Raw genomic sequence first — 12,677 nt, 5'->3', positions numbered from 1 at the left:
ATATTATTTTAATTTCTGAAATACATCCATTGCATTCAGTTGGGCTATTGCATTCTTTTCAGAAGATCCCGATTCAACTAATACCTTGAGAGCAGATTTATATATTTCTTCAAGGACATCCACTTTATTCTGCAAAGGAGTACCTATTGTCAATCTCGGATCAGCAAAGTCATTTATTATCAGATTAACCGGGATCGCTTCAGCAAGAAGTTTCACATAATCTTTAAAGATTAGTGATTGAGTACCAAGGTGGTTGAATAACAGCTCGTACAAAGGATGTTGTTCATTGATAGAATATGTCTTTACTCCTTGCTTTTGCTTTGCAATCCACAAAAAGGTTGTATCTTTTTTTTCACCCCTCCTCCTTATATATGCTCCTCTGTGTGTATAGACCTTAACAGCTTTCTCAATTGCAGAAAGACATATTTCTTTAATTCTTTTCCGGATTAAATCCGGAATTTTAGCAGATGCTTTTTTGACGTCGATTTGCCACTCCTTATCTAAAGTGTTTGGTAAATCAATGGAAATTCTGCACAGACGTTGGTTTTCTTTTAATCTGAAATCTAAATCCAACCAACCACCATCAGAAATTAGCCGTTGATTTCTATATAAATAAATCCCCTGATGTGCAGTCCATCCTTTTATCATTTGAATTTGTATCTTCTCCTCTGCAGACAATTTAGATTCATGGGGTAAAATATAAGGCTGAATAAGTATGGGTTGCCCCTTAATTGATAATTTTTCTTCCTGTAATTCTTGAGAGGGATATTCAGGAGATATATCAAATGGATTAATTGCGTTGACAATCTCATTCATCACTGTAATTTCCAAATTGCCCCGCTCTATATATCGGTGAAATATTAATCCAAGATGTCTTTTAACATTTTCAAATTTTCTATAGAAATTTTCTTTATCCAGATTATGTTCCTCGGACTCCATCAGTCTGTCCATTTTCTCCCAAAGTACAATTGTACCATTATTGCCAAGTGTTAGCTCGCCCATATTAGTCCTGGAATGCTGATCTATACAATCTTTCAATAACACCCAGTCCTTTTTTTTAGAAACGAAATCCAAATCCCAACACCTCACATACTCCCTTAACCTGGCTTTTTTCGTTTTAACCGTGAATCTTCTGCATTGTGCAAATGACGCCGTTTTAAGACCCAGGCCGAACCGACCAAGGTCATCATCGCTTCGTTCAGTAAGAGGGTTTAAACTACCCAGTCTCATTGCATCCCGCAATTGTTTTTCATTCATTCCAGTGCCGTTATCCTCAATTCTTACAAAAGATGCGTAGCGGTCCACGCCAAAGGATATATTTATTTTCGTTGCTTTTGCAGAAATACTATTATCAATCAAGTCAGCGATGGATGTTTCTATTGAATATCCATAAGATCTTGCTGCTTGAAACTGGAATTCTGCCTCCGGCCTTACAATATCATATTTCGCATCTTTATCTTTCATGAGAATCGTTATTTACTTGATAGAATATTCTTTAAGTCATCATATGTTATAATTGCGTAATAGGTATCAAGCAGCTTATGGCAGTTAGGGCAGACTAATATAAAATCCTCAGGATTGAAGCCACTTGTTAACGATGTTTCATCAATGTTGCCGACATAGTGTAATTCCATCAAGTCACTTCCCAAGGTACCATATACATCCTGTGAATTCATTTTACATAAAAAACAGGTGATTAGTTCGCTGTTGTTAATGCTTTGCTTTTTTACTCTGAAAGTTAGTGGATTCAACTCCAGATTTTTATGGTAATTGTATTTAAATTCTTGTTCCTTGGATGAAGTGTATGATACAGCTGGTTCGGCTAACTTCCCCTCTACCGCCTTATTTGCAATTTGTTTAATTAATTCAGCCTCCTCTTTCAACCTCCCACGATGCATACGGAATTCATCAAATATTATTTTCGCCAGCTTACCTGAATTTGACAAACCATCACCCGTATAACCTGAGTCCATTGCTTTAAAATTGCCTAATCTTCTGGCAACTCCACTCGGATTTCTGAATTTCTTTATATCTGGAATATGCTTATGTACGGACAATTTTCTAAGCAAATCGCTCAGCGCAATAACTTTTTCATTTGATCTATGCATTTGTCCCTGATCAAGATCGAAGTACAAATCAAGCGCAAGAATCAATTCTTGTCTGACCCAATTAGGATTTTTACTACTCGGACTAGCTATTTGCTCAGTTTTTAGTGAATTATTATTTTTAGTTTTCAGAACTGATAATTGAATTTCCTTCCACAAATCATTTCTCTCTACATTTTTATATTTTTTAAAAACATATAATGCTTCTTTGGGTAAAATAGCCGCCCTGCCCCTTAAATCTTTCCATCCTATCCGTGTTGATTTTTTCAGGTGACTGTCAAATGCATCTCTGGCATTCTTCAAACTGTGTTCAAATGAAGAGGTCGTTCTACCCTCTCCCAAATCATTAAAAAAATATTGATAGGCATCCTTCCATAAAGTTCCGCCCACTTCCTGAGGAGGAACAGATTTGTTTGCTTTATTAAGATCTCCGAATTTTGAAAGAAACAAAGCTACCAGCCAAAAATTTTGAGAACGTATCATTTTAATCCTGGATTCTAAGATGAACAAATAAATAATGTAATAATGCATAACCTGTATTAACACTCAAGGCATTACCTGACTGCTTATAAAGTTGATGCTCACTTACACCGGCTGCTCTGGCCCTATCAAAAAAAACCTGATCGAAGCCTTGAAGCTTCAGAGCTTCTGACGGCATTAATCTTCTTACAGGCTTTTTAAATAACACTTCTTTCGAAGTATCCATATGGGATTGGCCAGTTAATATATAGTCATCGGAATAATAATTATCCTGACAGGCACGATGCATTTTCACCATTGTAGCAGTTAGCGTTCTGGCTATATCCAGATCAATCTGTGATTTACTCCAGAAATTTTTAGAGCCACCATCCAATATAGTGTGTTTTATTTTTTCGGACAGATAATATTTCTGATCAGCATCTTTTCCAAGGATATCCAGGACATTCGAGTAAGTATGTAAACCATGATGATCAATATTGTTAAAATTCCTGACTATTGCTTCTTCTGTAAGCTCAATTTCCAATTCCTTCTTACTGCAGACAAAAAAGATCCGGCTACGTCTTTGCGGGAGTCCAAACGATTGGGTGTCGAGAACTACATAGTTTACATATTTATATTTATGTTCCCTAAAGAAATTAATTATCAATTCCAGGGTTTTACCTTTATCATGTTTAATGATGTTTCTGACATTCTCGAGAACTACAAACTCAGGTTGTTTTTCCTTTAGAATTTCATGTATACTGAAAAGTATTTTTCCTCTTTCATCTTCCAGGCCAAGTTGCTTTCCTAATAAGCTGAAAGCCTGACACGGAAATCCTCCGAGTAATAGATCGAAATCAGGTAAGTTTTCGATATTTTTTTTTTCATCCGTAAAACTGATAATATCATCCATCTGGACTTCCCCCTCCGTATTATAGTTTGCCAGATAGGTAGACTTAGCATGTCTATCAATCTCTGAAAAAGCGATACATTCAAATGGTTGATCAGTATCAACAGTTAGGTGATCAGCCGCATTTCTGAATCCTCCAATACCGGAAAATAATTCTATATATCTCATTTCTAAAATTTCTTCAATTCTTGCGCTATTACCTGGGCCATTTTTACTGGAACGGCATTGCCAATTTGCTTGTACCAGTCATTTAGTGATCCTCTGAATACATAATCATCCGGAAATGTTTGTATCCGTGCTGCTTCTCGTGGACTTAATCCCCGCGCTTGATCCGGATGAATGTACATGTGACAATCATATTTCATATGTGATGTAATGGTTTTAGATACTTCATTCCGTTTGAGCTTATAATATTTATCCTTAAAAATATGATTGCGGTTATTATAGTTACTCAATTTCTGTACACTGGGATGCAATGAGTTCTCTCCCTCAGGTAAGGTCCTGAATATTTCCAGATCATTGTCATTATTGTATCTTGACTTGTGATTAAAGAGGTAATTCATTTCCTTACTTCCATTTATCTCCTTCAAAAATTTGTTCTGCTCCAATTTCAGCTTTCTGATAGCATATCCATGAACCTCGCTTTCGTAATCCGGATTTAGTTTATAGGGATTTGTTTTAATACCAGGCAAACCGTATAAAGCATCAGCAAGTTTATATTTGCTGGTTCCATTTTTTTTACTGTAAATATTCTTTTTAATTTGTTCAATAAACATAAAGTTCTTACCCCCTATAAGAATATATCGCTTCCTGCTTTGCGGAATATCAAAATTCTGCGCATCAAGCTCCAAAGGAATAAATGAATATTCATGATTGGTTTCACGCTGTATGTCCTCTTCAATTTGTTTTTCAACCCTCATCATCCCTTTTACATTTTCCATAATGAAATAGTCGGGTTGAATAAGACCAATGAGCTTTACAAAATACTTATAAAGAACATTTCTTTCATCTTCAATAAAACGCTTCTGTTTTGTTGTTTCCTCAACTTCAAAGTTTTGCCTGTTAGCAGTTGAAAAACCCTGGCAAGGTGGCCCGCCACAAATTATTTTCACTCCTTTGAATAAATGTTTATACTGAGAGAAATTCTCAACCAGTTTTCTAATGTCACCGTTATAAAACTGGTTGAGAGGCAAACTGTGATTGAAATAATAGGTTTCCAATGCATCAGTATAATTGTCATTTACAAATACGGGTTGGAAACCTGCATTGATAAGCCCTTGACTCAGCCCACCGGCGCCACTGAAAAAATCTGCAAATTGATTGGCAGATCTCGGTTTTCGTTTTTTTTCAGGTAAATATTTTTTTAGCAAAAAATGGTTTTTACCATCATTTTGCCTGATTGTATAGTAAATATTACTCAAACGCCTGAATAATGAATCACCAAGAAGAGATTTGTACCCTAATGGGATATGATTATCAGAAGATTCAATAACAGTCAGATTTTCGTTAATAAGAATTTTTTCAATTTCATTGGCTAGCTCTTCTGATTTGATTTTAAACTTTTTGTTATGAAATTTATAATAAAACTCTAACATGGAGTACTTTCTTTTAGCTTGTTTTATAGAATATGGATTAATCCGTCTAATGAAAGACCGGAACCGGAATGAATATATTTTTCGTTCAGGTGAGAGCCTTAATTCGTTGGTATACATAACTATAGCGTTTACGTATTTCTATCCGGAAAGCTAAACTTTTTATTTGATTATACCAAAACTTTCTTTTAAAGCTAAGAGCGTATTCTCAATCCTGGCCTTCCTAAGCTCACATTCCCAAATTTCAATTATATTCCATCCACTATCAATTAGTGCCTGTTTGGATTTAAGATCCTTAGTTACATTACCATTGATTTTATTTAACCACCAATCAGTTCGGGTCTTTGGAATGACGTAGTACCGACATCCAGCATGACCATGCCAAAAGCAACCGTGCACAAAAATAACAGTTTTATATTTTGGTAAAACTATATCTGGCTTGCCCGGAAGATCTTTAACATGAATACGGTAACGAAATCCGTTTTTATGCAGAAATTTACGCACTAAAAGTTCAGGTTTAGTATCCTTCCCTTTTATTCTGCTCATATTATAAGAGCGGGTTTCCTTTGAGTGTACGTCTGTCATAACCCTTTATTTTCCCTCACCCTGCTCCTAAAATAACTTTCCGTCTCCTTGTCCATAAAATACACATAACAACCCTTCATTCCCCTTCCCAACAACACCCGATAAGTATTTTTAATTAAGCGAAGAAAATGTGTTCCTCTAACCTGATAGTCATAGCTAAATTCTTCAAAACCTTCCAGCTGGCCCGTAGTTGGATTATATCTGATATCCTTACCAAAGATGACACCTGTATAATCGAACTCAAATCCCTGTGCAGTGAAAATACACCCAATCTGATCAATTCCTCCCCTTTGATAGGCCCAGAATTTGGCTTTGGGAATTTCTTTCTGTAGTCCCTCTAAATTATTGTAGGCATTCCACGGCCTGTGATAGCTGCCAATTCTTATATCTTTAACCAATTGCCCGTCTTTATCCAGTCGTTTCGTCCAGTCCCAGCAAAACCCGGCGGTAATTCTTGCAGTTGATCCTTCCATAGCCTTTTCCTGGATAATCCGTTCCAGGGTTTCCGGAGCATCCACAATCTCAAATTTGAAATTTGTTTCATCTACCCATTCTGTATGGGCTGTTTCCCTGATCTGGAGCATATGGTCAATCCAATGGCTATACCGTTCAGACCCTCCATTCCGGAAATTGGCTTTCAGGTCAAACTCGTAAACCTTAAACCCTGCAGCTTCCGCCTGCTCAATGATAAAGCCTGATGTTCCTATTTCCTCGCGGCGGACCACCTGGTAATCATCAACAAAAAACACACAGACCTTAGCTGCATTTAGCAATTCCTGAATTTGAAGAAGGTCTGTACGTTTAGAAAATCCTGCGGTTTTCTCCCTGATCCGATGTGCCTCATCCATAAGCAAAACATCAACAGACTGAGGTGCAGCAGTAGTGTACGACATAAAATATTTGAGTATCGACGATGATCCCTGGCCCAGTATTTCTCTTAAGGTTTCTGTAAATGCATTAGATCCGGTGGCATATTGGGCATTTAACCGGGAAGCAGTCAGGTCGGCCAGGAGCTGCAGGCCAATCACCGATTTACCCGTACCAGCCCCGCCTCTTACCACAACTGCATGCTTACCTTTTATGTCCTTGAGCGCAAGGCTCATCACAAGGTCGTACACCACAAGTTGCTCATCCAGTAATATGTAATCCTTTTTAGATTTACATCTCCCGAATAAAGTGAGTTCGCCCTTTAGCTTTTGCCTGATTGCTGTAGAAACTTTATCCAGAATCTTCTGCGATGGCTTGAGTTCGCTCTCTTCAATTTCCGCCAGCACCTCCATCCCCTTTCCCGAACCCACCCTTTCGGCAATAAAATCAATGAAGGCTGCTGCTTCATCAGCAGTAAACAGCGGAAACTTTCTGATGGCATTTTCAAAACGCTTATCAAGTATTACGTCATCGTCTAAAAGGCTATAGTTGTGCAAATAACTGCAGGCTGAAAGTTTCACAGGCCTGTCGGACCTGTAAAAAACCTCACTATTGTTCCAGAGGTAATACATGTAATTACCTACCTGAACACTGGGATGGAGCACAGACCTGTTTTTCCCTCCAATCCAGGTTACCACATAATCACTGTCATAATCTGTGAGCCTGCACTCTTCCCACTGTTTAAGTTCAATCAGGATAGCCTGTTTATTTTGTGCATGGTCTGTACCGCAAAGGATGGCATCAACTCTTTTGCCACTCAGTGGCAGTTTGTACTCCAGCATTATACCCAGGTCTTTTAGGCCTGCACGGTCAAGCAGCTCCGCCAAATGGCATAATGAACTTTTCCAGGAAGTTATTTCAGATTTTGAGGGTGTACACAAAAATTCCGCTAAGTATGCTTCTTCCAGAAGATCAGCGATTTTATTGTTATTGCATAGGGCTATAAATTCAGTTGAGGAGCCAGCGTATAATCTCATAGGTCTGAATCTTTAAAATGATAACCAATAAAATGAGATTATCATTTAAACAATGATTAAAATTCTAAATTATAAAATAATAATCAGAATATTGAGACCACTGGACAAATATGTGCCCACTGATACCAGGGTTTATTTCAATTCATCATACTTTTTGGCAGTGCCCCTGGCTTTTTCAACCGGGTACTTCTCCCCGTTACTCTTGATCTTGTTCAATACAATTTCATTGATATCCAGATCATACTTTTCGGCAAGTAATATGGCATAGGCAAGCACATCGGCCAGTTCTTCTTTGATCTTCTCCTGGTCAGCATCCTCGGCCTTTTTCCAAAGGAAAAGCTCATTTAACTCCGCTGCCTCTATAGATAAAGCCAAAGCCAGGTCCTTCGGATTGTGGAACTGCTCCCAGTCACGCTCGTTCCTGAATTTAATTAAAGCTTCTTGTAGTTCTTTCCAGTTACTCATCAGGCTAATTTATTGAAATTTATTCTCTTTTAGCTGCCATTCAAAATATCCCTTTGTCTGATCGTTGTAATGCGTACAGGTATTGCCCTTTAAAGATTCTGTCAGGGTTTTGATGGCTGCTGTGGTATAAGGCTGCTTAATGGCCACTACCTTGCCATCTTTAACACCAATATATCCTTGTTCATACAATTCGTCGCAGCCCATTTTGCACATAGGCATCACAATGTCAAGGTTTATTCTTTCTTCATGGCTGGATTTTGAGCGCTTTTTAATATGCGCCACAACCAGCAAAGAAACCGGGTATTCTTTATTGCAAATTCCACAGATAGCGTATTTGCGTTTTCCAAACAACCATTCCTTCAAGATCCTTTGCTCTTTCCGTGCTTTTGTAACCTGGTTTTTATCGGTACCATCCAGGTTATTTAACCTGGCTATTGTAGCGTCTCTGTTGCCGGTAATGGTATCATCAAAATAGGTCTCGCTTTCCAGATCAGCAAAAGCAGCAAACACATACTCACTCTGCAGGTCGGATAAAACCTGGAAGCCCTGAATATTTTTATTGGGTTCGTAAAACTTATTGTCTTTGATTTTCCCTTTGGGAATAACACCGTTCAAACTTGCATATGGGATGTTTAACGGCCTAAGTTCATCTAAAAAATAAAGATATTCCCAGGTAATCCCAGGCTCCTTATAACCCCAAAGAAACACCGCAAGTGCTTCATTTTGAAATTTGGTGGTAACTGTTGCCGCAGCGTAAACGAACTTATCCTTTGCGAACAGACCTATATCTCCTTTTGTGATTCTGTTCCAATCGTTAACCTTGGTGCTTCTGCCTTTTGCGTCTCGGTCTACACCCCATACCCTTAGCTCACCAGAAGGGTACAGCTGTCTCAATTCAGCCTCTTGTTCTGGCCTGATGTATTTAACAATACTGGCAATACTTACCGAATTAATCACCGTATTCTTATAATTCTCCTGAGAAGGCTTATTGGCAGCAGGCTGTAAAATTATTCTGTTCATTTAGCGTCAAATTATATAGATGAAGACGCACAGATAATTGAGTCTTTATCCAATATTTTGAGATAAATGTATAAAAAATAAAGTTTATGGTCAGAATTTTAGAATTGTTGCCCAGAGAGGCATTTGAATTCTGCCCGAACTCAGCATTACAGAAATAAAAAATCTGTAAATAGTTAAGGGGTATAAACCATCCTGCTTATACCCCTTTCTTTTAAAAGAATAAGTTTTTTATTTGTTACAACCAATCCGCATAGCGATGAATACTGCGCTTGTGCCTTACTTTTCTATACACCCCATCGCCCTCCCTTGATCCGGCCAGACTGGTATTCGCCTCCAAACCAACTATAAAATCTCCCTGTAACCGCTCCGTTATCCCACAATGACCAATACGCTTCATACTGGCAAAGAAAATTCCATACACTATACCCGGTTTAGCTGCAGTAACCAGCCTAGAACGCGGAAACAGCGCGGGCGACCAGGCCGTTCGGGGCCGTGCATAACCGGCCTGCCCAAAACACCAGCTCACAAACGCCGCGCACCAGGGCGCAGGCGATTTGATACCCACGTAACTAAGATATCCCTTAACAGCGACACCGCAATTTTCACAATTTGTTTCCCTAATCCCGATTTGCGAACGGGCAATTTCGATGAAATTATTCTTTTCATAACTTATAATATTGCGGCCAAAGCTCCAACTGCTGCCAGCAGCAGCAAGCCAAACGATGCCCAATAAAAAACCAATTTTTGCCATAACACAAGCGAATTAAACTGTTCAACCATATCGCCCAAAGCGGGCAAACCCAAACTCAGCCAAAACCGCTGCAGCAACCACCAGCATAATCCGGTAACCAGCATAAAGCAGATCATGCTAAACAGTACCAGCAACCAGATGCTCTGGTCGATGTAACCAGCCGTAGGATCCGAATGCATAAGCAACTGCCTTACCAAGGGCCATAGCAACAGCAGTATACCCAGCAATACATACCCTGTATAACCGGGCCATCTATTTACAAATGGCTCGCTTTCCGCAACACCATTCTTTATTATTTTCAAAGTATTCATCTTTTTCAATTTTAATTTAAGATTATAGAGCTCTCACAATGTTCGAGATGACGATTGTAATAAAGAAGGCTGTCCGGGCGCTGTTTGCACGTTGCACGTCACCCTGTGTCCGCCTAAACTGCAAATCAGCAAGCCAAACAGCCTTCCATTTCAATTCAGCTTACAGCACAATAAACTCTCCCACATAAAAGGTATCAGATACCAGTTTTTTGTGGATTACCGAGCTAAAGCTGATGTAGCAATGCACCTCATCGCCACTGTAATCGGCGGGCAGCAACAAGTTGTAACCTAAGGCCGAACGGGCAGCAGCACCAGGCAAAGTCACAAAGCTGTTCTTTGCCGGATTATACACCACCACATTGGCCCTGTCTGTCGCATCCTTGTATTTGCCGTCGGGCACCGTGTTCAGCCAGCTGAAGTCAATACGGGCAGCCACGGTAATGGCCACTTCTATGCCATTGGCCAGCAACAGCTTGCCTTTGTTGATCTTCAATTTGCTGTAGTCGATACTGAAATTGGGCGCTGCACCGGTAATGGCTTCACGCAGGTGATAGGATACGGCCTCATTCATCGCACTTACTGAGCCATTCCCCGAACCAAAGCCCAGGTCAATAAAGCTGGAAAGGCGTGCCAAAAAGCCCGTAACCAAGCCAAATTTAAACCGCTGGTTAATCTGCGCCTGGGTTGCCGGCTTGTTGCTTACCCGGGGCAAACCCCTGATCACATCGCGGTTGCGCCAATAAGCCCCCACCACACTTCCTGTTTTGTTTCGGAACCCGCCAAGGATCCCCTGTCTGATAATACCCATGATTTTTAAGGATTAAAAGGTTAATAAATCTGTTGTCTCGTTGTTCCTGTCTGTACTTTTGCTGCAAACCCGGGATAGCAGCACTGTAAAACATCAGCAACAACACCACAAAGAAAGGCAATCAGGCAGGCGGCAGGTAGTGTCAGGGGGTGGCAACACCCCTACCCCGAAAGTGCCAAAAACAGGCTCAGCAAGCTGCAAACGCCATTAAATTTTAGTGATAAATTCAGGCCAGGTCAAACTCCTTGTCTACCAACCTGAGCATCCTAACCAGTGCCGCCCTTACAATTTTGGCTGTAGCCTGTACCGTTTGGTTGTATTTATTGGTAAAACTATGTTCGGCAATGCCCCCATCAGCAGTGCCGGGGGTAGTAAATACTTTTGCAACAAACCTGAACAACTGCGATTTGGGCTCAGCCACAACCACACCGGCATTTACCAGCAGTTTAAAAAAATAGGCCAGGGCATCTACAGAAAAGCTGAACGCTATTTTATCCGCCTGCAATGGTGCAGCAACGGGTGGCATTTTTACCACAATTGACTCATGTATTTTTTTCAGATAAGCCAGTTCTGTACGTACATACCTAAGCATTACCGTTTTTACATCGGCTAAACCAGGCTCAAATTTTAAGCTCTTCTTTTTGTAGATCAGGTGGCCAAAATCCCTTTCATGTTTACAAAGCGCTATATATTTGCTTTCAACCCCGGCAATACCGGCCAGCTCTTCTTCAATTCTTGCTTTACAGTAAGCTATAAACGAGCTGGCATTAAAGTTTGTCCTGATCAGCTGGCGGTATAAGCTGCCAGTCATGTCTCCTGTACAACTACCCTCGCACTGTTCCAGAATCCATTGCTGCAGGTTTTGAAGATAGCCGACCTGCTGATAGCTCGTACTTTCCTGCTGTACCAGCCGGGCCATTTTACTTACCAGCAATGCCTGCAGCGTTTTGTCGGTTTGGCAACGCATCATTCCGGCCACCATTGCATCCAACTGCGCTTGCAGTTGCTGCGTGGCCTTGCGATATTGTATATCCAAAGCTTCCAACACCAGTTTTTGCAGGCTGGTTTTAGTATGCGTTTTCATGGCACAATCCTCCCTAAATAAACGCTGTCGGCTATTTTTTTGCGGTTTAAAGACGTTAGCCCCAAATAAACCTCCAGGGTTTTACCAACCAGCGCCGGTAAAAACCGGTACACCAAACGTTCATCTATGCGCTTAACCCCACCAATAAAGCCATCGGCCAGCTTCAGTGCGGGGCAATACAACATCAGCATCAGCTGGTCATCAAAGGCAGCCCTTGCATCGGTGTTGTGTGCCCAGGTCAGGCCAATCACATCGGGGGCGGTTAAGGCCATCACAGGATTATTTAAGCCCGGCAAATCCCCGGCACTGATCACCATTTTGGTATAATCAACCCCCAAATTGGGATAAACACCGGTTACTGCCTGATGAAAATTGCGCGAATAAGCTGCATTTAAAGCCGTTTTGGCAATGGCAAGGTTGGCAAAGCCGATATTTACATAAGGATGGAAGGGCACCAGCAGGTTGTTTACAAACTTCATCTTTTCCTCATTGGCAAGCCTGGCGGCCGACCGCGGGGCAGGATCAGTTTTTTGTTTGGGTGCCTGACGGATGTAGGGGATCCCCATCCAGGTGGCCCCTACTATTGCGCCCAGTTTTCCGGATAAAGGGCCGAAAATCCCTTTCTTTAATTTTGCCATATCTTTTGTTTTTTATAAGGTTTATGATAATTGCCATTTGTAGTT

At 40.4% G+C, this 12,677-nt stretch carries 13 protein-coding genes; all 13 read right to left on the bottom strand.

The features are described from left to right. Nucleotides 1-3: 3 nt before the first annotated feature. The gene (locus PHEP_RS04680; protein WP_012781100.1) at nucleotides 4-1,464 is read right to left on the bottom strand and encodes an ATP-binding protein; all 1,461 of its coding nucleotides are present in this window, start codon (nucleotides 1,462-1,464) and stop codon (nucleotides 4-6) included. 8 nt (nucleotides 1,465-1,472) lie between these two features. Beyond that, on the bottom strand, nucleotides 1,473-2,588 hold the full coding sequence (locus PHEP_RS21430; protein WP_012781099.1) for an HNH endonuclease: 1,116 nt from the start codon (nucleotides 2,586-2,588) through the stop codon (nucleotides 1,473-1,475). A 1-nt stretch (nucleotide 2,589) separates the two neighbouring features. Next, nucleotides 2,590-3,642, bottom strand: a complete 1,053-nt coding sequence (locus tag PHEP_RS04670) for a DNA cytosine methyltransferase (RefSeq protein ID WP_012781098.1) — start codon at nucleotides 3,640-3,642, stop codon at nucleotides 2,590-2,592. 2 nt (nucleotides 3,643-3,644) lie between these two features. Further along, the gene (locus tag PHEP_RS04665; RefSeq protein WP_012781097.1) at nucleotides 3,645-5,069 is read right to left on the bottom strand and encodes a DNA cytosine methyltransferase; all 1,425 of its coding nucleotides are present in this window, start codon (nucleotides 5,067-5,069) and stop codon (nucleotides 3,645-3,647) included. Between the two features lie 159 nt (nucleotides 5,070-5,228). Next, on the bottom strand, nucleotides 5,229-5,651 hold the full coding sequence (locus tag PHEP_RS04660) for a very short patch repair endonuclease (protein WP_012781096.1): 423 nt from the start codon (nucleotides 5,649-5,651) through the stop codon (nucleotides 5,229-5,231). After that, on the bottom strand, nucleotides 5,648-7,555 hold the full coding sequence (locus PHEP_RS04655; RefSeq protein ID WP_012781095.1) for a DUF2075 domain-containing protein: 1,908 nt from the start codon (nucleotides 7,553-7,555) through the stop codon (nucleotides 5,648-5,650). The genes PHEP_RS04660 and PHEP_RS04655 overlap by 4 nt, the downstream gene beginning before the upstream one ends. Before the next feature lie 132 nt (nucleotides 7,556-7,687). Then, on the bottom strand, nucleotides 7,688-8,020 hold the full coding sequence (locus PHEP_RS04650) for a nucleotide pyrophosphohydrolase (RefSeq protein WP_012781094.1): 333 nt from the start codon (nucleotides 8,018-8,020) through the stop codon (nucleotides 7,688-7,690). A 9-nt stretch (nucleotides 8,021-8,029) separates the two neighbouring features. After that, nucleotides 8,030-9,040 carry a hypothetical protein gene (locus PHEP_RS04645; protein ID WP_012781093.1) on the bottom strand — a complete coding sequence of 337 codons (1,011 nt, stop codon included), beginning with the start codon at nucleotides 9,038-9,040 and terminating at the stop codon, nucleotides 8,030-8,032. Between the two features lie 235 nt (nucleotides 9,041-9,275). After that, entirely contained in the window at nucleotides 9,276-9,791 is a 516-nt protein-coding gene (locus PHEP_RS04640) for a C40 family peptidase (RefSeq protein ID WP_036675170.1), read from the bottom strand. Beyond that, nucleotides 9,710-10,102: a hypothetical protein gene (locus tag PHEP_RS04635; RefSeq protein ID WP_012781091.1), complete on the bottom strand. Its 393-nt coding sequence runs from the start codon at nucleotides 10,100-10,102 to the stop codon at nucleotides 9,710-9,712. The genes PHEP_RS04640 and PHEP_RS04635 overlap by 82 nt, the downstream gene beginning before the upstream one ends. 160 nt (nucleotides 10,103-10,262) lie before the next feature. After that, nucleotides 10,263-10,910 carry a DUF6266 family protein gene (locus PHEP_RS04630; protein WP_012781090.1) on the bottom strand — a complete coding sequence of 216 codons (648 nt, stop codon included), beginning with the start codon at nucleotides 10,908-10,910 and terminating at the stop codon, nucleotides 10,263-10,265. Between the two features lie 226 nt (nucleotides 10,911-11,136). Continuing rightward, nucleotides 11,137-11,994, bottom strand: a complete 858-nt coding sequence (locus PHEP_RS04625) for a hypothetical protein (RefSeq protein ID WP_012781089.1) — start codon at nucleotides 11,992-11,994, stop codon at nucleotides 11,137-11,139. Beyond that, the gene (locus PHEP_RS04620) at nucleotides 11,991-12,632 is read right to left on the bottom strand and encodes a DUF6266 family protein (protein ID WP_012781088.1); all 642 of its coding nucleotides are present in this window, start codon (nucleotides 12,630-12,632) and stop codon (nucleotides 11,991-11,993) included. The genes PHEP_RS04625 and PHEP_RS04620 overlap by 4 nt, the downstream gene beginning before the upstream one ends. Nucleotides 12,633-12,677: the final 45 nt, after the last annotated feature.

It is taken from the genome of Pedobacter heparinus DSM 2366 (assembly GCF_000023825.1).
In the GTDB taxonomy this organism is placed as follows: domain Bacteria; phylum Bacteroidota; class Bacteroidia; order Sphingobacteriales; family Sphingobacteriaceae; genus Pedobacter; species Pedobacter heparinus.
Note: the sequence above shows the minus strand (reverse complement) of the source record. Positions and strands in the feature narration are given on the sequence as shown.